The organism is Daejeonella sp., assembly GCF_037719425.1.
In the GTDB taxonomy this organism is placed as follows: domain Bacteria; phylum Bacteroidota; class Bacteroidia; order Sphingobacteriales; family Sphingobacteriaceae; genus Daejeonella.
This window is the reverse complement of sequence record NZ_JBBJNI010000069.1, coordinates 1-20,691: the sequence shown is the minus strand read 5'-3', so window position 1 is coordinate 20,691 and position 20,691 is coordinate 1. Positions and strand designations below refer to the sequence as shown.

General features: G+C 41.9%; 20 protein-coding genes. 4 read left to right on the top strand and 16 right to left on the bottom strand.

Annotated features, from left to right (window positions below; translation table 11 throughout):
- Positions 1-3,320, bottom strand: a 3,320-nt coding sequence (locus WKF69_RS10580) for a response regulator (RefSeq protein WP_340381692.1), incomplete at its 3' end; no start/stop codon positions are given.
- A gap of 67 nt (positions 3,321-3,387) precedes the next feature.
- Positions 3,388-3,768 carry an SRPBCC domain-containing protein gene (locus tag WKF69_RS10575; RefSeq protein WP_340381690.1) on the bottom strand — a complete coding sequence of 127 codons (381 nt, stop codon included), beginning with the start codon at positions 3,766-3,768 and terminating at the stop codon, positions 3,388-3,390.
- 594 nt (positions 3,769-4,362) lie between these two features.
- On the opposite strand from WKF69_RS10575, the gene WKF69_RS10570 reads away from it, so the two are divergent.
- Positions 4,363-5,274: a hypothetical protein gene (locus WKF69_RS10570; RefSeq protein ID WP_340381688.1), complete on the top strand. Its 912-nt coding sequence runs from the start codon at positions 4,363-4,365 to the stop codon at positions 5,272-5,274.
- A gap of 4 nt (positions 5,275-5,278) precedes the next feature.
- On the opposite strand, the gene WKF69_RS10565 is transcribed toward WKF69_RS10570, so the two are convergent.
- From WKF69_RS10565 to WKF69_RS10520, 10 genes are all read right to left on the bottom strand, one after another.
- Entirely contained in the window at positions 5,279-6,244 is a 966-nt protein-coding gene (locus tag WKF69_RS10565) for a helix-turn-helix domain-containing protein (protein WP_340381686.1), read from the bottom strand.
- 425 nt (positions 6,245-6,669) lie between these two features.
- Entirely contained in the window at positions 6,670-6,849 is a 180-nt protein-coding gene (locus tag WKF69_RS10560; RefSeq protein WP_340381684.1) for a histone H1, read from the bottom strand.
- 411 nt (positions 6,850-7,260) lie between these two features.
- Positions 7,261-8,157: a phosphogluconate dehydrogenase (NAD(+)-dependent, decarboxylating) gene (gene gnd / locus WKF69_RS10555; protein ID WP_340381681.1), complete on the bottom strand. Its 897-nt coding sequence runs from the start codon at positions 8,155-8,157 to the stop codon at positions 7,261-7,263.
- Positions 8,158-8,164: 7 nt separating this feature from the next.
- Positions 8,165-9,454, bottom strand: a complete 1,290-nt coding sequence (locus WKF69_RS10550) for a gluconate:H+ symporter (protein WP_340381679.1) — start codon at positions 9,452-9,454, stop codon at positions 8,165-8,167.
- A gap of 2 nt (positions 9,455-9,456) precedes the next feature.
- Positions 9,457-10,944 (bottom strand): gluconokinase, encoded by a 1,488-nt coding sequence (locus WKF69_RS10545; RefSeq protein ID WP_340381677.1) that lies wholly within the window; start codon positions 10,942-10,944, stop codon positions 9,457-9,459.
- Positions 10,945-10,954: 10 nt separating this feature from the next.
- On the bottom strand, positions 10,955-11,821 hold the full coding sequence (locus tag WKF69_RS10540; protein ID WP_340381675.1) for a sugar phosphate isomerase/epimerase: 867 nt from the start codon (positions 11,819-11,821) through the stop codon (positions 10,955-10,957).
- Positions 11,822-11,989: 168 nt separating this feature from the next.
- Positions 11,990-12,160: a hypothetical protein gene (locus WKF69_RS10535; RefSeq protein WP_340381674.1), complete on the bottom strand. Its 171-nt coding sequence runs from the start codon at positions 12,158-12,160 to the stop codon at positions 11,990-11,992.
- Positions 12,157-12,957: a DUF1080 domain-containing protein gene (locus tag WKF69_RS10530; RefSeq protein WP_340381673.1), complete on the bottom strand. Its 801-nt coding sequence runs from the start codon at positions 12,955-12,957 to the stop codon at positions 12,157-12,159. Before WKF69_RS10530 ends, WKF69_RS10535 begins: the two co-directional genes overlap by 4 nt.
- A 96-nt stretch (positions 12,958-13,053) precedes the next feature.
- A complete protein-coding gene (locus tag WKF69_RS10525; RefSeq protein WP_340381671.1) occupies positions 13,054-13,650 on the bottom strand; it encodes a VTT domain-containing protein in 597 nt (198 codons plus the stop codon).
- Positions 13,637-14,173, bottom strand: coding sequence for a methyltransferase domain-containing protein (locus WKF69_RS10520; protein WP_340381669.1), 537 nt, complete (start codon positions 14,171-14,173; stop codon positions 13,637-13,639). Before WKF69_RS10520 ends, WKF69_RS10525 begins: the two co-directional genes overlap by 14 nt.
- Positions 14,174-14,489: 316 nt before the next feature.
- Here WKF69_RS10520 and pckA point away from each other — a divergent pair, with 316 nt between their 5' ends.
- Positions 14,490-16,100: a phosphoenolpyruvate carboxykinase (ATP) gene (gene pckA, locus WKF69_RS10515; protein WP_340381667.1), complete on the top strand. Its 1,611-nt coding sequence runs from the start codon at positions 14,490-14,492 to the stop codon at positions 16,098-16,100.
- 171 nt (positions 16,101-16,271) lie between these two features.
- On the opposite strand, the gene WKF69_RS10510 is transcribed toward pckA, so the two are convergent.
- Both WKF69_RS10510 and WKF69_RS10505 read right to left on the bottom strand, forming a co-directional pair.
- Positions 16,272-16,724, bottom strand: a complete 453-nt coding sequence (locus WKF69_RS10510) for a cold shock domain-containing protein (protein WP_340381665.1) — start codon at positions 16,722-16,724, stop codon at positions 16,272-16,274.
- Between the two features lie 207 nt (positions 16,725-16,931).
- On the bottom strand, positions 16,932-17,123 hold the full coding sequence (locus WKF69_RS10505) for a cold-shock protein (RefSeq protein WP_340381663.1): 192 nt from the start codon (positions 17,121-17,123) through the stop codon (positions 16,932-16,934).
- A 305-nt stretch (positions 17,124-17,428) separates the two neighbouring features.
- Here WKF69_RS10505 and WKF69_RS10500 point away from each other — a divergent pair, with 305 nt between their 5' ends.
- Entirely contained in the window at positions 17,429-18,202 is a 774-nt protein-coding gene (locus WKF69_RS10500; protein WP_340381661.1) for a carboxypeptidase-like regulatory domain-containing protein, read from the top strand.
- Between the two features lie 82 nt (positions 18,203-18,284).
- Here WKF69_RS10500 and WKF69_RS10495 read toward each other — a convergent pair whose 3' ends face one another.
- Together WKF69_RS10495 and WKF69_RS10490 are read right to left on the bottom strand one after the other, a co-directional pair.
- Positions 18,285-19,148, bottom strand: a complete 864-nt coding sequence (locus WKF69_RS10495) for an SPFH domain-containing protein (protein WP_340381659.1) — start codon at positions 19,146-19,148, stop codon at positions 18,285-18,287.
- 2 nt (positions 19,149-19,150) lie between these two features.
- Positions 19,151-19,327 (bottom strand): hypothetical protein, encoded by a 177-nt coding sequence (locus WKF69_RS10490; protein WP_340381657.1) that lies wholly within the window; start codon positions 19,325-19,327, stop codon positions 19,151-19,153.
- A 173-nt stretch (positions 19,328-19,500) separates the two neighbouring features.
- Here WKF69_RS10490 and WKF69_RS10485 point away from each other — a divergent pair, with 173 nt between their 5' ends.
- Positions 19,501-20,364, top strand: coding sequence for an EamA family transporter (locus tag WKF69_RS10485; protein ID WP_340381655.1), 864 nt, complete (start codon positions 19,501-19,503; stop codon positions 20,362-20,364).
- Positions 20,365-20,691: the final 327 nt, after the last annotated feature.

The window sequence follows — 20,691 nt, the reverse complement described above, 5'->3', positions numbered from 1 at the left end:
CGTATCTCTTGCATTGCTTCGTACCCATCCATTTCCGGCATCATAATATCCATAAGGACCAGGTCCGTATCCGGCATTTCATCCAATTTTTTCAATGCTTCAAGGCCATTATTGGCAATCTCTATATTCATTTCATACGTTTGCAAAGCTGTAGATAGCGCAAAAATATTTCTCATATCATCATCGACAATCAGTACAGACCGGTTTACCAATGCTTTTTCTGTGGTAACGGCATTGTTCTTAGAGGCCTTGTTCTCCGGTTTTACGTCGGTAAAAGGGAGGGAATGCTGGGGCGATCTCAACTTGTTCATGAAAAGGTTCACTTCGTCCAGCAAACGATCGTTAGATTTATTGCTTTTTAAAACCATGGCATGGGTATGTCTCAATACCCTGTCCATGCTTTCCCGGTCTAACTCCATTGCAGTATTGATGATCACTGGGATATCTGCCCATTTCGACTCAGATTTTATCTTGTCCAAAAGCTCCAGACCAGAAATATCAGGCAAATGGATATCCAAAATAATGCAGTCAAAGTCAGAATCCGCTTCCAGTTCCTGTAGCGCCTGCTCCCCGTTGAAGGCTTGCTTTACTTTTATCTGATGATCCGTCAACTGGCTGGTCAGATTCTCGCTTTGGATCTCATGGTCTTCAATGATGAGAACTTTGGTCAGCTTAATACTTCTATTGTTTAGCAGCATATCAAAAGCTTCGTCTAGTTTTTCCTTCTCCACGGGTTTTTTAAGAAATCCGATGGCTCCAGCCCGCTTTGCTTTCATCAGACTTTGATCACCGGCCGACATCATGTGCACGGGAATATCTTTGGTAACAGGATCGGCTTTTAAACTTTTCAGTACGGTCCAACCATCCATTACGGGCAGCATAATATCCAACACGATCGCATCCGGAAGGTGATCCTGAGCCATTTTCAAGCCGGTATCACCCTGAAAAGCCATAATGGGTGCGAAGCCTCTTTCCAGGGCATAATCTTTCAATACCTCGGCAAAATTCTGGTCATCTTCTATGATCAGCATCACAGGTTCCTTCTGTGATGCTGGCCAATCCGTTGTTTTAGACGCTTTAGGAGGAGATAACTTAACCTCCTCGTTTTCTTCGTGAGGAATGTCTTGCCCTTGAAATTCTATCGGGAGATAAAGTGTGAAAGAGCTGCCTTCGCCCGGTTTACTAATGATCTGAATCTCGCCTCCAAGGATATTGGTCAGCTCCCGGCTAATCGATAAACCAAGTCCGGTACCGCCAAATTTCCGACTAGTGGACCCATCTGCCTGCTGAAAGGCCTCAAAAATGGCCTTCTGTTTATCCTGGGGAATACCAATACCGCTATCCTTTACTTCAAATGAAATGATTGAACCTACATCAGCATTGGACATCTTTTCATTGCTGAGTTCTTTATCAGCTTTTACCAGACCAATGGATACTTCAACAGAACCATTTTGAGGAGTAAATTTGAATGCATTAGAAAGCAGGTTCTTAAGAATCTGTTCCAAACGCATGCGATCTGAAATAATCTTCTCAGGAACATCGGGATCCACATTAACCTCATAAATTATTTTCTTATTTCCGGCCACTTCACTAAAAAGCAGCTGGATATCTTGCATTACATCGGCAATGCTAACTTCTTCAATCGTCAGATCAATTTTCCCGGCTTCTATTTTGGAAAGGTCCAGAATATCATTGATGAGGGTTAAAAGATCACTCCCTGCATTGTGTATCACGCCCGCATATTTAATCTGATCTTCCGTTAGGTTGGCATTTTTGTTCTCTTTTAAGATACGGGCCAGGATCAGGATACTGTTCAGCGGGGTACGCAGTTCATGGCTCATGTTTGCCAGGAACTCTGATTTGTACTTACTGGTTCTCTCCAACTCTTCGGCCTTTAAACCGATAGCTTCTCGTGCCTGGTCTACTGCCTTATTACGTTCTTCCAGCATTTCAGCCTTCTCTTCAAGTTCGGCATTGATCTGTCGGAGCTCTTCCTGCTGTACCCGCAGTTCTTCTTCAGAGGCCTGTAACATTTCCGTTTTCTGGACAAGATCCTCATTGGTGGAGCGCAACTCTTCCTGCTGTACTTCCAGTTCTTCTGCTTGCTGATGGGTCTCTTCGAAAAGATCTTTCAATTTTGCACGGGATTGCGCAGAATTGACTGCTACAGCAATACTATCAAGAGCCATTTTTATGAACTCCATTTTTATTGGGCTCAGTTCGGTCACCATGCCAAATTCAATCACACCTTTAACGGAATCTTCAAATAAAAAGGGCTGGACAAGAATAGTGTGAGGCGTTACCTCACCTAAACCGGAACAAATTTTTACGTAATCTTCCGGTACGTCTTCGAAAATGATGGTTTTTTTATCTAAGGCAGCCTGACCTAATAAACCATCGCCTAACTTTATTATATTATTATTACCCTCCCTGAATTGAAACGCATAACTACCCGTTAAATGAAAATTTTCGCCAAGCTCGTCGGCAATATAGATGGCTGCAACATGCGCTTCAATATAAACTGCAATTTGGCTAATGATCTTTCCTGAAAGTTCGCCCATCTCCAGTTCTCCACGAATAGTCTCATCCATTGCCGCGAGGCCTGTAAGCAACCAGTTGTTATTCTGATTTTCAACAGATAATTGTTCTAAGTGCTTATTGGCAACCCGGATACGTTCCTCAATTATTTTTTGTTCTCTGAATGACCGGCGAATAAAATTAAGAAGTAACAAAACCAGGCCTAAGATCAGTATACAGCCTATAACATTAATCAGGATGGTCTGGTTTACACTTCGGGTGCTTGTGGCTTCTCGTTCGGCAAGCAAGACATTTTCCCGTTCTACAATATCTTTGATCGTAGACCGGATCTTGTTCATTAACATTTCACCGGTACCGCCTTTTATTATCAGTTGTGCTTCTTCAAAACTCCGTTCACGAGCTTCCACTATAGTCTCCATCCGGTCTATTCTCCTTTCAGTATACTTTTGGAGAGAATCAAGATGCACTTTAACGGAGTTATCAAAAACTATATTTCTGAGTTGTATGATCGACGGAATGATTTTACCTTTAGTATCCTGAAAGGTAGCCAGATTATCGATGTCTCCACTTGCCACATAACCACGGACCCCGCTTTCGCAGGTAATGATGTAATTTTCGATTTTTTCGGCTTGGCCAATTACTTCATACGTATGGTTTACCCAGCCTGCATCTGCCTGCAATTTCCGAATACTTAAATAGGACCCTATTGCCAGAGCAAAAACAAGAGCAAGGCAGACAGCGAAGCCGGCAATTACCTGTTGTTGAAAAGTAAATTTACGCATGTTCATAACCCGATGAGGTGATATCTCTAATCTATACTATTTATCTTGCGAATCGAAATCATCGTCGCTAATCTTCATAAAAATCCTGAAGCGAACCAAAATAGTTAAGGTTCCATCCTTCAATCATATCAGCAATGTCAGAATCGGGAATATTGGTATGCCGTAATTCCACCGATGTACCATTTTTATCGGCGTGAAGTATAAAGGTAACAATTGATTCTCCTGGCTGGTCGCCAAAATACCATTGCTGGACGATCTTCTTATTTTCCACAAACTCTATATTTCTGCCGGCGATGCTATCATCCCATAAGGAAAATTCAGAACCTGGCTCTGTGCTCATAATTGCTTCTGCACCTGTCCACAGTGAAATAGTTAGGGGGTTGGTTAGCGCCAGATACACGTCTTCAGGTGGAGCTTGAACGAGATAATAGTTTTTGTAATCTTTCATCAGAGTTATTGTTTTCCATTAGGTGCATTCCCGCCTAACGAAATAGTGACGATATTTTATAAGCACAAATTTATAATAAAAGCCGGACATCCGTTTAAACAAGTCACTGAAGGGTAAATCCATCACATTTTTTCACCATCCCATCACATTTAGTATGCAATTATTTATTGCCCCCGTAATATTGTCTTATTATTTTAGCGATCACTTAGTAAACGAAACGATTTTGGGTCAAAGTATTATAAAAATGAAAACCAGGCTATTCAGAGTACTCAAAAAAGCATATTTTCAACCTTTTTCAATGTTTAGTATGCGAAAATCACTTTTTACAGATAGTTAGCAACATTTCAGGAAACACGTCGTCCTATATTCAAAGTTTAAAGAGATATGCGTGCACAGACTGCTTTTATGCCGGATCTGACAAGCTATAGAATGATGAAAGTTTAAGTTTATTTTTCAAAAAGTAACAATATAAAACCACCGATAATGTGATTAGTGAATATACAACATGTAAAAAAAAGGGGAGGGCTCCTACTGCTTTTTATACCTGGGTTCTCCCTCTAGGATAAACAATAATGCAAACTCATTACTGATTATATGAATAACTCCAATAACCCCGTCAGATCCGAGAGATACAGCAGCAGATACACAAGAGGCTTTTTAGAGATGCTTGTAAATGACGGCCAGGCTGAGACTGATCAATATGTAGAACAGTTCTACGCCTCAAAGAATTACCAGTGCAGATTAGAAGCAATAAAATATCTCATAGGGATTAGCGGGAAATACTCTTTTCCGGAAAGTATTTTCATCGATGCATTAAAGGATTTTTGCTCCCAGGTTAAGGTCTATGTGCTCCAGAACTATGACTTTCAAAAAGCTGATGACCCCGAGATACAAAATTGCCTGGCCGACATCGCAAAAGATGATGAGAAAATCCAGGTGCGGGCTCTCGCAATCGACAAGCTTTCAGGGCTTGATACAGCCGAACACCATGACCTTTTCTTCTCTACCTCATTACTGAAGAGTTCCAAAGAATCTGCATCAGGACTGCGCGGTTTATATAAGCTTGATAAAGAAAAAGCTTATCAAATGGCTAAGTTCCGAGCGGACGGATCTAGTGGAAAACTGGATCTGGCAATTGCTGAAATATTCCAGGCTGAGGGAAATATCGACGACCTTCATTTCTTTAAGGCACGCCTTAAGGCCAGGACAAAGTTTAATAAGATAGATCTCGTGAGAATATATCTAAAAATGCTTGGCGAGCTCGAAATAGAAGCACTGATCAAGACTCAAATTGTATACATCTGTGAGGATATCTCTCTTACAGGAAATACTGAGCTCGTCCAGCGCCTGATAATGGAATTATATCAGTTTATCTCAGAGCATAAAGTCTTCATGTCACAGCATCAGGATCTTCAACGGTTTGTAGATAAAATCATCGACTTACTTTTAGAAAAGGATTATCTAAAAGCAAAAAAAGCAAATCCCTTTGGGAACTCTTTAATTTAATTGATCAGGCTGCCTGAAATTTTGCCCGATATCCCGTTGGAGTCATTCCAACGGTTTTTCTGAAGATCTTCCTGAAGGCCTTTGGATCGTTATAGCCGGAATTGAGCATAATTTCCAGCATTTGCTGATTCGTTTGCTCCAATAGTTTTTTCGCTGCTTCGATTCGTGTCTTTTGCAAATATTCAATCGGTGTAATGCCCGTAACCAGTTTAAATCTCCGTGCGATATTCCTCCTGCTTGCCGGGACATCTTTTATCATTTCCTCTATGGTACCAGCATTGTGATAAGCAGCTTCGATCTTTTGCTGCGCCATGGCAACAAGTTCGTCGTTATGGTTCTGAACAGGTAGAAATGTCCCAAAATAGGATTGATTAGCCCTGTCCATATCAATAGCGAACAGCTTGGCCGTTTTAACAGCTATATCTTTACCGCAATACCCCTGGATCAAATGAAGCAGCAAATGAAAGCTTGACGTGGCTCCTCCGCTTGTAAATAAGCCATTGTCGCCCGTCACTATCTTATCCCGAAGCAAACGTACATCAGGAAAATTCAGACTAAAAGCCTCGCAGGCATCTATATGAGTAGTAGCTTGCCGGCCATTCAACATTCCCGTTGCACCCAGCAGAAATGCTCCTGTACAGAATGTTGCTATTTCTGTTCCAGAGGCAAATTGGTCTTTCAGCCATGGAATAAAATCAGCATTTTCCTGGATTGCTCCTTTAATATTTTCAGTTGAGAAAGCAGGGATAAGGATCAGGTCCATGTGCTCTGCAATTGCCAGAGATGAAACCGGATATTTCGAAAAACTACTTCCATGCCCTGAATCATCGGGAGAAATTATCGTAATACTGAACGGAGAATTTTCGTTTTCTTTTCTATATAAACCGTTTACGGTTTCAAAAACGTCAAGTATTGCAGCAACACTTAATAAACGATATTGCCTGGTAAGAATAATGCCTAGTTTTATCATGATTTAGAGGTATGCTTTAAGTAAAAATATAAATTTTTGTCTTAAATGCCCCGAAATTAACCTTTTTAATTCAACTTGCATTTTAGTCAACCTTGCACTACCCACCCGTTCGTTATCTATTATCCAATAACTCCGTTATTGGTCTCCCTATTTATTCCAAGCACGGAATGTGGTCGTAGTTAATAATGTAAGTGCATACTCAATCCCTAAATAGGTTAGCTGTTCAACGTGACAGAGACAGCAGATGAATTTAAATACTATCCAATAACGAAAAAAAATACCCGGTAGGATTATTATGACCCGGGTCGGGATGATCAACGGATAAAAGGACGCTACGATTGGTGTTACTCTCAAATTTGATGAAATAAAAATGCCCTCTCCAATATCATCGGAGAGGGCTTTGAATATCTGAAAACAGATTTATCTTATTTACCGCTATTTTTTTTTGCGGTTACTTCAGTTCTGATCTCTTGAGCCAGGTTTTTAAGATCCTGCATACCTTTACGAACGCGAGTTCCGGCTGCACTGTTACCTGAATTGTAGAATTTACTAGCGTCGGCCTCAACAGAAGCGAACAGGTCTTTCATTTTTGTAAACTTATCCATCGTTTTTTCTTTTTTAATAATTTGATTAAGGTTTAACAAATCTAATTTATTTACGGGCATTGCCAAATCCTTTTTCAATTATTTTTTATTCCCTTATAATTTATTGCCGGACGTGATAAACCTGCAAGTGATATTGAAGAAGCATTTCAAGAATTTCTTACAGTATTTCGTCCACTAAGCGCTTAAAATCAATGTTTTATCGCATATTCAGGGTAGTATTTCCATTATGTGTTCAAATCAACAGGCAGTTTTGAAGTCAGTCGCTACTGGTTACGAAAGAAACTAAATTTCTCCAAAGACGTCAATTTGTTTGCTTATCTTATTCAGGTCGCTAAGTCAGAGATGTCCAATCAGGCTCATCAACACAACGGTGAAACTCAGGATCAGGAAGATGATCTGGCTAAATTCTTATTATTTTTTAATAAGAGCATGACCGCCAAATTCATTTCTCAGGGCGGCTACGATCTTCCCGGCGAAAGAATCATCTTCAAGCGATCTGTAGCGCATAATAAGTGATAACGCAATAACTGGCGTGGCGATTTGTTTTTCCATTGCCGTTTCAAGGGTCCATTTACCTTCTCCGGAAGAATGCATGATACCCTTTATTGAGGCGAGATCCGGCTCCTTAATGAGTGCTTTTTCTGTAAGCTCCATAAGCCAGCTTCTTACTACGGATCCGTGATTCCACAGTCCGGCTATGGCGGCGAGATCAAGGTTCATTCCGCTCTTTTGGAGCATTTCAAAACCCTCAGCGATTGCCTGCATCATACCATACTCAACACCATTATGGATCATTTTAACGTAATGTCCGGAACCTGCCCCACCGCAATATAGATACGCTCCGGGTTGAGAGATATCTTTGATCACAGGCTCCATCCTGTCGAATGCTAGTTTGCTGCCTCCCAGCATGGCGCAAATGCCGTGAAGGGCACCTTCTGGACCGCCACTAGTACCACAATCCAGATAATCGACTCCGAGAGTTTCCCATTCGCCAGATCTTCTGATTGAATCTTTATAATTAGAGTTGCCTCCCTCAATAATTATATCGCCTTTTTCCAGTAATGGTTTCATATCCGATAACGCCGCATCGACAAACTCGCCGGCAGGTATCATTAGCCATATCAACCGATTTTCCCCAAGATCAGTCACAAGCTGTTTGAGTGAATTGGCGATTGCTATTCCCTCACTACTAATATTTTGCAATGTGGCTTGATTTACATCATAACCAATTACCTCATGCCCATTTCTTTTCAGGTTGAGAGCAAGATTATACCCCATTTTACCCAGGCCAATAAGTCCGATCTTCATTGAATTATTATAAAAATTGATTTATGATTAACACCCCCGCTAATCCCAGAACTGAAACTATACTTTCCATGATAGTCCAGGTTCCAAACGTTTGTTTTAAGCTGAGATTGAAATATTCTTTAAACATCCAAAATCCCGTATCGTTCACATGGGAGAACATAAGGCTTCCTGCCCCTACCGACAACACCATAAGTTCAGGTGATACCCCCTCTCCTACCAAAGGCAAAACAATGCCTGAGGCTGCCAGCCCTGCAACTGTTGCCGACCCAAGCGTGACCCGTAAAAGAGCCGTTATGAGCCAGGCAAGAATGAGGGGCGACAGATCAAACGATGCAGACAGGGCTTTAACAGTATCTCCCACCCCACTATCTATCAGTACCTGCTTAAAGGCTCCTCCGGCTGCGATGATAAGAATTATCATCGCAATACTTTTCACGCCTTCCGTGCATGAGTCCATCGCTTTAGATATAGGAATCCTTTGAACGAGTATCGTTACCAAAACAGCTAACAGCAAGGCAACTGTCGGATCTGACAGAAAAATAAACAGCGGTTTAACTGCCCCGGCAGATAAAAAATTAGTACCGATTGTACCAACTATGATTAAAACCACGGGAAGAAGGGCAGTAACAAAACTTCTTAATCCAGACGGAAGTAATTCCTCACCTTCAGGATTGAATGTGGTTGGAATATCGCCCATATTGCTCTTAAGAATCAGCCGGGGGAAAACAATCCCGCCTGCAATCGCAATAGGAACACTTAATATTAAACCATAAATAAGGATTAAGCCAACATCTGCTTTGAATATCGATGCAAGTGCTATCGGCCCGGGATGAGGGGGCAAAAATCCGTGTGTTACAGACAACGATGCAGCCATTGGCAAGGCCAGATAAAGCAATGGTAATCTTGTAGCCGCGGCAATGGCAAATACCAGCGGAACAAGGACTACAAAGCCGGCATTGTAGAATAAAGGAATGCCCACAAGGAGACCGGTAAGCAAAATAGCCCACTGAATATTCTTATATCCAAAGAAACGAATCAATATGAAAACGATTTTTCTCGCGGCTCCGGTATCTTCAATCAATTTTCCCATCATAGCACCCAAAGCGAGTACCATTACCATACTGCCCAGAGTTCCACCGATACCTGTACTAATGGTGGCCATGACTTTACCCACCGGCATGCCCAGCAATAAGCCCGTAATGATGGAAACTATCAAAAGAGCTATCATCGGGCTTATTTTCTTTATTATAAGAGCCAGAAGAAGAATAAGCCCAAAAAGAACTGTTAATAGTGCCATGATCAGGAATTGATAAGGTTTAGTTGGTGCATGCTATCTTTTAAACCTGAATATAACCTTTTGAATACCTGGAAATTTCGCTTATACAATTTATGTTTTTCAGGATCAGGTTCAATAAAAATGGATCGATCATTTTGTATGTCTGCAGGATATTTTCCATCGTTCAAACCGAGTGCTTTAATCGCCATGAATGCAGCTCCTTTCGCAGAGGCATCCTCCGTTTGCAGCAAGGCTAATCTTTTACCAGTTATATCCGCGAGCAGCTGCATCCATGTTTGAGAATTAACAAACCCTCCGCTAACATTAACCTGACTAATATTTTCAGATCCGGTTTCGACAGCTATCAAAACATCATTCAACGCATAACAAATACCTTCCAAGACCGCCCGGGAAAAATTTGCCTGGGTGTGAACAGAACGAATCCCAACGAAAGCGCCAGAGCTTTTTGCATCCCAAACAGGGGCTCGCTCACCGTTTATATAAGGCAGAAATAGCAGGCCATCAGCACCAGGAGAAACTGTTTCGGCCAGAGCAAATACTTCCTCAATGTTTTGTTTGTTTACAGTTTTAGCAAGAAAGCTTGTGATCAACCACTGCAGAACATTTCCTCCATTGTTAACCGGCCCGCCGCATATAAATGTATTCTCGTCAAGACAGTAACTGAAAGTCATTGCCTCCTTGTTAAAAATCGGTTTATCGCTAGCTATCCTTACAGCCCCGCTTGTACCAATTGTTACAGCTGCTACTCCCTTCCGTATAGCGAAGCTTCCGAGATTCGCTAAGCAACCATCACTTGCTCCGATTACGAAGATTGTTTCTTTATTCAAAATTCCCTGAAGTGAATGAGCACCAGTTGCGATATAGGTTGTGCTTACCGGTTTCGATAATTGGTTCTCAGAGATACCTGCCAATCCTAGCAGCTCTTGACTCCACGTCCGCGATGATATATCCAGCATTCCACTTGCGCATGCGATCGAATGATCAATCACATATTCATCAAATAGCTTAAACCAAATATATTCTTTGATCGAAATGAATTTGTAAGTTTGGTTAAAAACATCGGGCATATTCTCCTTTAGCCAAATGATCTTGCAAAGCGGAGACATCGCATGCAAAGGCATTCCCGAGGACTCGTAGATATGTATGCCCTGGGTAGAATTCTTTAGTCTGCTGGCTATCGCATCGCTTCTGCAGTCGGCCCAGGTAATCATATCTGTGAGCTGGCTTCCCTTCTCATTAACGGGAATTATACTATGCATAGCGCTGCTAAAGCATATTGCCAACGGGCTGCTTTTCAGTTTATCGACTATCTCCTTAACACAGCCCTTAACAGCTTCCCAAATAAGTTCCGGATCTTGCTCGCTGAAGCCCGGGTGTGGCGAGTAAGTCGGATAATGTAGCTGAGCTACAGTAATAGGTTCTGAAACTAAATTAACAGCGACCGCTTTTGCGCTGCCGGTGCCAATATCAATACCGAGAACATAATCCATTTAAACGATACTAAAGAATGTTGTTTTTAACATGCTGAAAGCTCCGGGTAATGCTTTCGTAGGGGTCGATCTTTATGACATCCTGTTCTACAAAAAAATGCTTCATTCCGGATAGTTTTGCCTTGGCAAATAGTTGTTTATAATCGATACTTCCTGATCCTACTTCAGTGAATGTTTTATCCACTTTCTCCATATCCTTTACATGCCACAACACGTATCTGCCAGGATTCTGTTCGAATAATGCAACCGGATTTTTGCCAGCCTTTACTGTCCAGTAAATGTCCAATTCAAACTTGAGATCTGAAGGATCAGTTTCACGCAGCAGGATATCGTAGCCTGTAGTACCATTAAAATCTTTGAATTCAAAATCATGATTATGATACACCAACTGAAGCCCGGCTTTTCTTGCAAGGACTGCTGCTTGATTGAGTTTTGCAGCAAGGATTTTATAGCTGTCAAGGTTTTTCCGCAGTGGCTCGCTTAAATAAGGAACCGTTAGATATTTCTGGCGAATACCCTGGGCGGCTTCTATATTCTCTTTCAGGCTATCCATATTATCGGTTCCCAAATAAGGCTCGAAGTTATAATGGCCGCTTGGTGATTTCAAGCCATGGTCTTTCAACAGAGATCTGAACTCCTTGATGTTCAGACCCCAAAAACCTCCCTTTAGAGAGTAGCCGTAAGTTTCGACTTCCCGAAATCCAATATTAGCAACCCTTGAAATTACACCCCGAACGTCTTTTGATATTTGGTTTCGCAAGGTATATAACTGCAATCCCACTTTTCCATTGGGCTTGCTGAGCAGATCGGTTGGAATAGCCAGGAGGCCAGCGCTAATCACGGCCGCCTGCTGGATGAATGTCCTTCTATCAGTCATAGGATTTTTTTCTTGATTAGATTCTTTAATAATAACTATTTAACTTTTACACTATACAGTGCAATTCGGCCAGTAATATAAAGTGTTTAACGTTATTTTCCTACAAACCTTTTGATGAACACAAATAACTGAGATTAAATCTAATCTGCGGCAACCGTGAGGGCTTTGTTAAAGTTGGCCCGGGAAATCAATAATATTCCCGCCTACGCCCTCGCCTCCATTCTCAAAAACATTCTTGAGCCCTTCTGCGTCAGAGATATTTCCCATGAGGGTTATTTCTGTCCCATCCGCCGTTACAGCAGAAACATCCATAAGAGATTTGAGAGTCTCTGCATTCATCGCTTTTGTCCCGACAGATCTTTGAGAACGATATTCCGAAAGTCAACCGGCTGTCCTTCGCTCTGCAGAGCTATAAAACCACTACGGAGAATTTTGCCGTCAGGCTTCATTTCAGGGATGTATCTCTTAACATTTTCGCCCCCTATTTGTGGTTTAGAATACTTCATTACTGTATCTCCGTTAATAATGTGTGTAATTAGTGAGTCACCCAGCACAATAAGCTCTGCACTTACCCATTGGTCACCGTCAAATGTTTTAGAGGTTGAATTAATGCAGTGTCGTTCATCCAGCTTGCCATTGTAAACTATTTTAGTTCCCGGAGAGCACATGTTGCCTGTGGTTCGGGATTTGCCATCTCCGAGCCCGCCTAAAAACTGCATCTCAACACTTATAGGCCAATCTTGCTCTACAGGCATTGTCCTGGGATCCTGCGAATGAAACATCACACCGCTATTTCGCAATGTGTAAGGCGGGGCTCCCTTCTGTAGATCGCCCACAAAGCGGTATTCCAATTTAAGGTGGTAGTAAGAATAAGGGGTCTTATAATATAAATGGCCAAACTGATCGTTGAAATTTCCGTACTGATCGTATCGCACCTTAATAATTCCATCCTCTACCCTAAATGTATTTCCGAAGTTGACGCCAGTTGCATGACGATGGATCTTGATGAACCAGTCGTCAAAATTCTTCCCATTAAAAAGAGAGATCCACTTATCATTCGAAGCTGACTTGTTGAGAGTTTTGCAACTTATAATTGAAATCAGACAAATGGCGGTCAAAAGGAATAAACATTTCATAAGATTAGTGGAATGAAGGGTAAAATAGTTAAAAAGCTAACGATTTACAAACGCTTGCAACTATATAGAATACGGCAAATCTCTTCAATTAAATCTTTAAATCGCCCACTTTTCCAACAGGATCTGTCCATTAAAAATATAAAAAGCACAGATTATGGCTTCCCCCGCCAGCAGAGGTACGATCAGGTTTAAAAACCGCATCCTGACAGAACCGGCAACATAACATACCAGATCCGTAGGTGTGAAAGGGGCAAAAGCCCAGAGCATAATGAATAAAAATCCATTTCGCCCATCAAGCTTTTCTCTCACAAGGACAATCTTTTCAGGATAGTTTTTTTCGAAATAGCTGCTAAAGCCCAGTTTGTCGGCGAGGTAGAACATGAGCGCAGATGTGACCAGCATACTAGCTAAAAACACCGCCAAAAGTAGAAACGGGCTATCTTTGAACAGAAGGATTCCAGCAAGCAAAAATGGAGTTCCAGGGATCATCGTGATTCCGCGGATAGTGCATAAGGCGAAGTAAAGTAAAAGCACTCCGCCCTGGTAGTTTTTTACAAAGTCGGAAATATTCTCAGGTGTAAGCTGCCGGGCATATATAAAATAAAGAGTAACGCACACTGCGATGAAAAGGACCCATATAATCCCAAGGTTCCGTTTAAATTTATCGTTTGGCGGGAAACTATTTTTGTGCATAATAGACAAAGGCTGGAGGGAAATTACGCAGAGTAAAATCACAATTTACATAGGCGAAAGTCCTTTTTAATAAGCCGAGATCATTCAGCGAATACTGAAATTGGATGTATGAACCATAAGGCTTAAGTATGCGTATGCAGGCATCCAAAATTCCGGCCTTTTCTGTCACATTGATATTTGCCAATGGCAAACCCGAGATGATGTAGTCTACGGACTGATCCATGACATATTCTGAAAGCTTTGTCGCCGTGTCGTTCACATTCACCAAACGGTCGTCGTCAAATTTACTAAGCTTGTCAAAGAGGTGTGGGTTTATTTCAAAAGAGGTTAGTTTCGAGCAGGGGCTCATTTTATTTAATAGAGATTTTGTCATATTACCGGTTCCCGCGCCCAGTTCAACAATTTGCAAATTCTTACCAAAAGAAATATCGCTTAACATCATTTCCGACAAATGAGCGGAACTCTCTACAACCGATCCGGTCTGACGGATATTTTTTATGGCCTCTTTCAGGAATGTCTTCATAACTATTTGGTTTGACTACATAATGATAGGAAGAGTTACTTCGAAGTATAAATTAATGTGACGAATACCTGGAATATTGGGACGGAACATCCATATCCCGAACTAACCGCCATTCGATGTCAACCGTCAACTGTCAACAGAACACAGTTTTTTTGCATAGATCCGCTCCTGTTTTACCTACATATGTGATTGATTATCAAGCTAAAAACGCTTAGTGTACTTGGTACAACTAGTTGATTTTCAATAAGTTTTTATTTGACTATCTAGTTTTAAGGTTTTAGCTTTGCCCTCAACTAACCAAACAAACATAAGTGATATGAGACGAATCACGATCAATAATGAGGTACCCGACCTGGGCTACCTTAAACTTCACGCGCAGGAATTTTTCTATCAACTTAGTCCCGGAGAGCTAACCACAATTGCCCTGGATAAGTCTGAGGGCACGTTAAGCAGCTCAGGTGCACTTGCAGTAAACACAGGGAAATTTACCGGCCGATCTCCTAAAGACAGATTTATTGTCAAAGATAAAATTACAGAAAACCAGGTCTGGTGGAGTGACGTTAATATTCCATTTGCTGAGGACGACTTTGACAGGATTTACACTAAGTTGCGTTCCTACCTGAAAGACAAGACTCTTTTCGTGCGGGATGGCTCAGTGTGCTCGGAGGAAAGCTATCGCCTGAATGTCAGAACTATCACCGAAACAGCATACCAAAATCTGTTTGCCCATAATCTATTTTTAAGGCCCGATGGATCAGAAGGCGAAAATCCGGAGTGGACAATTATCGCTGCTCCGGGTTTCAAAGCAGATCCGCATAAGGATGGAACAAGGCAGCAGAATTTCTCCATCATAAATTTCAGTCAGAAAATTGTACTCATTGGCGGGACCGGATACACTGGTGAGATCAAAAAAGCGATGTTCTCTGTGCTGAATTTTCTCCTGCCCTCACAGAGGGTTCTGCCAATGCATTGCTCGGCCAACAAAGGCCAGCAAGGTGATACCGCAATTTTCTTTGGCTTATCAGGCACAGGAAAAACAACTTTATCAGCTGACCCGGACAGGGAATTGATTGGTGATGATGAACATGGCTGGGGACATCATTCTATTTTCAATTTCGAAGGCGGATGTTATGCAAAAACCGCCGGTTTGAATCCTGAAAAAGAACCGCAGATCTACCAGGCGATCAAAGCAGGAGCTCTTCTTGAAAATATTGGCTTCGTCGAAGGTAGTAACATACCAGATTTCGACGATCTCTCCATAACGGAAAATACCCGGGTATCTTATCCGATGGATCACATCCCGGGAGCAGCTATCCCATCAACAGGAAGCATTCCTGAGAATATCTTCGTCCTTACTGCAGATGCGTTCGGAGTATTGCCCCCTATTTCTAAACTAAGCGTTGCACAGGCCAGATATCACTTCCTCTCCGGGTATACATCTAAGATCGCCGGAACTGAAGTAGGGATTAATGAGCCACAGAGCACGTTTTCTGCTTGTTTTGGGAAGGCATTTTTGCCCCTGCATCCTATGAAATACGCGGAGCTGCTTGGCAAAAAGATCACTGAACATCAGGTAAATATCTGGCTGATAAACACGGGTTGGACTGGAGGCCCATATGGTACAGGAAACCGGATAAAGCTTTCGTACACGCGAAATATGATAAAAGCTGCTCTGGAAGGGAAGCTGGATCACAGCATTTATAACGCAGACGGCGTGTTTGGCTTGATGACTCCTGACCATTGCCCGGGCGTACCTTCGGAGCTTTTAAATCCGGCAAGCACATGGTCGGATCCTGCAAATTATCTTGAAAAAGCATACCACCTTGCAGAGCTGTTCCGGGAAAATTTCAAACAGTATGAAGAATTTGCAGATGAAGACACCAGGAAGGCAGGCCCCATTGAAAGAACGATGAAAGTTAATGCCTGATTCCTGTTGGTGTCTCACCAACAGGAATGGAATATTTTAGATGATTGGTGTCTTCACCAATCATTGATTTTTGTTGGTGCAGACACCAACCTGCTCGAGCCTTCAGAGCGGATTTATTGGTGGGACACCAACAAATCGATTGCGACATTGACCGTTTGTCGGCAACGATGATTAAACTTTCTTGACCCTTACAGCTGTCATTCCTTTTTGTCCGGCCTCAAGCTCAAAGGTAACCTTGTCATTCTCGCCAACCGCCTCTGACAGCTCATTGATATGCACAAAAATGCTTTCCTGGCTTTCTGAATCCTTAATGAATCCATATCCTTTTGATTCGTTAAAGAAAGTCACCTTCCCTTTACGGATTAAATCGCCGGGTTGGATAGCCTCTTGTTTCGGAGTTGCTATCTGGATGTCTTCGGTGATGATCTTCTTTTTCTTCGTTGGATCCGGTGGCGTAGAAGTTATATTTCCATTTTCATCCACATAAGCCATCATCTCGTCAAGGCTTTTCCCCTTAACGACGTTCTCTTTCCGCTCCTCCGCTCTTTCCCTCTTTTCCTTTTGCTTTTTAAGCCGCTTTTTTTCTTTTTCTTTTTTGTTAAATGTTTCTGTCGATCTAGCCATAGTTTAATTTAGCGTACTCCTTTTGTTTTATTAAGTTAATGAAAATATATTAAACCAACATCTGGTTGATTCTTTTGTTTCTCCTTTGCAAATACCCTCCTGGGAGCCCAATGGTCTCTTAGAACGAATTTATAGAAAAAGATAGTGTCTCAATAAAAAAGCATCCTCCAACAAGGAGAATGCTTCACGAAATAATTATATAGTATACTAAGCTACTGTTACATTTACTGCGTTCAGACCTTTACGGCCTTCTTCAACGTCATAGTTAACTACATCATTCTCACGAATGCTGTCAGTCAGACCTGAAGAGTGTACAAAGATTTCACTTCCACCATCATTAGGTGTAATAAATCCGAAACCTTTAGTTTCATTGAAAAATTTTACTGTTCCTTGTTGCATTATTTTTTTTGTTAATAAGTGTGCAAGGTACAATTAAATATCGGAATAAACTAATGATCAGGCATTAAGTAAGGAATCCTTGTGTGATAAAGCATTATAATTAGTTCGTATCGGACTTGGTTTTGGCAGACACATTAGAAGGTTCTCCCTGTTCATTCAGTAATTCAGGCTGTGATGTAAGTAATGAATGGTTGTTGCTACCACGCAAATAACACTATTTAACCTTTCAATGTTAATCTACGTTAAACTTTTAACTACCAGTAAATTAAGACCTACTTTCGGAGACATCAACGAGCGTAATTTTTATGCCACGAGCTTTCTGTATCTTAATATTTATAACATTAACGGGGCAATTACAGGGACAAACCTTTCGCGCTAGAGTACTTGATCTGGTTACAAAAGAAGCCATTTCAGGGGCAACGGTTAAAGGGAAATCATCAACACTTACAGACGCTGAGGGCAATTTCAGCTTGACGAACGTGAAGGCGGGCGATACACTCAGGATAATCCATCTCGGCTACAGGACTTATGTGTTTACGTTCAACGCTCTCCATCCTGGATTTGCTTTCGGAAAGCCGCCTGAAATTTCACTGCAACGAAATAGCATCTTGCTCAACGAAGTATTTGTCAGTTCGTTTCGGGATTCTAGAGCTGATTCAATAAAAAACCGAGAGGATTTCGCTACTGAATTTGCTTATAAAGCTCCTTCATTCAAAGACATCTTCGTACTAAAATCACCTGAAGAATCCATGGCCCGGCATGTTGACGTCCATCGCGGAAATAATCCGTACAGCGCCTCCAATTTAATGAAAATTGACGTGTTACAGATGGTAAGCTTCTTGTCTAAAAATAAGACGGCGCCTTCCAAACTTCAAAAAGCTTTATTACAGGACGAAGGAGATAAATATATCGATCGGTTATTCTCAAAAGAAGCCGTAATTGCCCTCACCAAACTAAAAGGTGATTCTCTGAAAAATTTCATGATTCAATACCGACCAACTTTAGCTGTGGCCAGAAGCAAGACTGAGTATGAAATGATTGCCTACATCCGGACCAGGTATCTTGAATTTATTAAGTAGAGCTTCTTTTTAAGAATCTGGAATCAAGACTTGCAAACAAATTCATCCACAAATGGGTGGCGGAGCGGGCTTAGAATTCGGATTACTGCGTTATGTTCTTAAAAAACTGAGGCACTGTGCCATACTGAGGAAGTTTTCCGTCCCACTTCTGGATCACCTGCTGCTGCACCAGCAGAGGGGTTAATGACTGCTGTTTCAAACGATTTGCTTCTGCCTCAGCCCGGGCACGCACTAGTGTTGCCGCCGCTTCCCCTTCAGCTTTTGCCTTACTAACTGTGGCCTCCGCTATTGCTTGTTTAGCTTCGTTTTCAGCTTTGAGCCTTGCCTGAATAGATGCATTTTTCTCATCGATCATTTGTCTTAAAGACGCTGGCGGACTTATAGCAGATGTAAGTTGATCATAGATGAAGCCGTCTTTCCCAAGGTTTTTGGTCAGCAGGATCTGGATTCGGTCCTCGAACTTTTCACGGTTTGACATCACAGAATCCGACGTAAAGGAGTTAGCCACGATCCGGTAGGCATCATAAATCGTGTTGCGCATAAACTGCTGCTCGATCTCACCAAGCGTTTTACGATATTGACGATAGATTTGCGGAACCATCGTCGGGTTAATGTGATAATTGAGTTTTGGATCGACCTGGAATTCGGCCGCATCACGCGTGGTAACTACGAAAGGCTCATAATCTACCGATTGAGTAAAAGTCGGAAATTCGATAATCTTGGTGGTCCAGGTATTGTACCATACTCTTCCAGTTACTATGGTTATGTTATCAACCCCGCGGTCGGTACCATAAAGATTGATCTTTATCCCCACATTACCAGCATCTATATTTTCATAAGTAAAAGGCTGGATGACCCAAAGAATCAGGACAGATGCAACTATTCCCACAATCCTTAACACCCTTTTGCGAAGGAGAACACTGCCTTCATCATTTTGAAATTCCATGGTTAGATTTGTTTTATAATTGATTTAAGAGGACTGTAAATAAGGACAAGAGCAAGGGCAATTTCAATCAGTCCAAATGCTACAGACAAGTTAGAGGGTTCACTGAGATTGCCCACACCAATAGTGATCAGGGCTATTGCTAGCATCACTTTCAAGACCAGTAAAAATATTTTCATCATGTATTAGGTTAAGTAAATATAATAAAGTTACTTACTTGCGATAATATTTTTTAAAACAGCTGATGAACAGAACCATGTCCACTCACTTTATAGATCAATTGCCGGAACACGGGGGATGAATTGTGTCCTTATAAAAAATATATCCTTAAGTTTGCCGCCAAAAACGCACCTACTTGAGAGCAGCTAAAATCTTTAATATCCCTCCGATTCCTTCAGTACTTTTAGCCATTATCAGTGTTCAGGGAGGTGCTGCTATTGCAAAAAGCATCTTTCCTCTGCTAGGTGCAGCAACTACCGCATCGTTGAGAATAGGATTATCATCAATATTCCTGTTCCTCATCTTCAGGCCAAATTTGAATAAGCTTACATCGGCACAATGGAAATCAGTAATACCATTTGGCCTTTGCCTTGGAGCGATGAACTTGGTTTTTTATTTAGCTATTGAACGGATACCATTGGGTTTAGCCGTAACGCTTGAATTTATCGGCCCACTCATTCTGGCAGTAGTTAGTTCCAGGCGCCGTTCAGATTTTTTATGGATCTTGCTGGCTGCAGCGGGCATTGCACTCATTGCGCCATGGAATGCTGAAAAAATTGACCCATTAGGAGCGTTGCTTGCACTGGCTGCAGGGGGCTTCTGGGCAGGCTACATTTTGCTTGGTGGAAACATCTCTAAAATAATGGCTGGCCCCCAAGCTGTTACTCTGGGGATGATGTTTGCCAGTATCCTAGTTGTTCCATTTGGCGTAATGTCAGGCGGTTTCGAAAATTTTAACGCGGAAATGATCATTCCCGTAAGTGCATTAGCCCTCTTGTCCAGCGCAATTCCATTCCTGTTAGAGATGAAGGCCCTGAAGCTCTTGCCCCCTAATACGTTTAGTATCTTAATGAGTATGGAACCGGCTGTCGCGGCACTGTCCGCATTAGTATTCCTCGGCGAACATCTGGTATTAACTGAATGGCTTGCTATTACAGTGGTCATGGTGGCTAGCGCCGGTGCTGCCTTAGGTAAGACGACGAGCCAGGTTGAGAACTGAGTGCCAGGAACTACCGAACCCTCTCCACCCAGTTCACTTTCTACTCTCAATTATTTGACAGTTTTCATGCTTCAAAGATAAGCCTAATTGCTCCGCCGGGATTTTACAAAACAGCAAAGCCTTCCCAACCAGAGAAGGCTTCCTGTTTACCACTAACAAATTAATTGCTAATTAGAATTCTCTCTTTTTAGCACTAGTCATTGTGACGCTTGTCCTTGCGATCATCGTGACGCTTGTCCTTGCGATCATCGTCGCGATCATCGTCGCGATCATCGTAACGCCTGTCACGGCTATCATCGTCCCGCCTGTCTCTACTTTCATACCTCT

Coding starts and splice junctions, on each gene's coding strand:
- WKF69_RS10575 (WP_340381690.1), bottom strand. CDS start 3,768: ATGAAAGATTACAAAAACTATTATCTCGTTCAAGCTCCACCTGAAGAC.
- WKF69_RS10570 (WP_340381688.1), top strand. CDS start 4,363: ATGAATAACTCCAATAACCCCGTCAGATCCGAGAGATACAGCAGCAGA.
- WKF69_RS10565 (WP_340381686.1), bottom strand. CDS start 6,244: ATGATAAAACTAGGCATTATTCTTACCAGGCAATATCGTTTATTAAGT.
- WKF69_RS10560 (WP_340381684.1), bottom strand. CDS start 6,849: ATGGATAAGTTTACAAAAATGAAAGACCTGTTCGCTTCTGTTGAGGCC.
- gnd (WP_340381681.1), bottom strand. CDS start 8,157: ATGAAGATCGGACTTATTGGCCTGGGTAAAATGGGGTATAATCTTGCT.
- WKF69_RS10550 (WP_340381679.1), bottom strand. CDS start 9,454: ATGGCACTATTAACAGTTCTTTTTGGGCTTATTCTTCTTCTGGCTCTT.
- WKF69_RS10545 (WP_340381677.1), bottom strand. CDS start 10,944: ATGGATTATGTTCTCGGTATTGATATTGGCACCGGCAGCGCAAAAGCG.
- WKF69_RS10540 (WP_340381675.1), bottom strand. CDS start 11,821: ATGACTGATAGAAGGACATTCATCCAGCAGGCGGCCGTGATTAGCGCT.
- WKF69_RS10535 (WP_340381674.1), bottom strand. CDS start 12,160: ATGAATGCAGAGACTCTCAAATCTCTTATGGATGTTTCTGCTGTAACG.
- WKF69_RS10530 (WP_340381673.1), bottom strand. CDS start 12,957: ATGAAATGTTTATTCCTTTTGACCGCCATTTGTCTGATTTCAATTATA.
- WKF69_RS10525 (WP_340381671.1), bottom strand. CDS start 13,650: ATGCACAAAAATAGTTTCCCGCCAAACGATAAATTTAAACGGAACCTT.
- WKF69_RS10520 (WP_340381669.1), bottom strand. CDS start 14,173: ATGAAGACATTCCTGAAAGAGGCCATAAAAAATATCCGTCAGACCGGA.
- pckA (WP_340381667.1), top strand. CDS start 14,490: ATGAGACGAATCACGATCAATAATGAGGTACCCGACCTGGGCTACCTT.
- WKF69_RS10510 (WP_340381665.1), bottom strand. CDS start 16,724: ATGGCTAGATCGACAGAAACATTTAACAAAAAAGAAAAAGAAAAAAAG.
- WKF69_RS10505 (WP_340381663.1), bottom strand. CDS start 17,123: ATGCAACAAGGAACAGTAAAATTTTTCAATGAAACTAAAGGTTTCGGA.
- WKF69_RS10500 (WP_340381661.1), top strand. CDS start 17,429: ATGCCACGAGCTTTCTGTATCTTAATATTTATAACATTAACGGGGCAA.
- WKF69_RS10495 (WP_340381659.1), bottom strand. CDS start 19,148: ATGGAATTTCAAAATGATGAAGGCAGTGTTCTCCTTCGCAAAAGGGTG.
- WKF69_RS10490 (WP_340381657.1), bottom strand. CDS start 19,327: ATGATGAAAATATTTTTACTGGTCTTGAAAGTGATGCTAGCAATAGCC.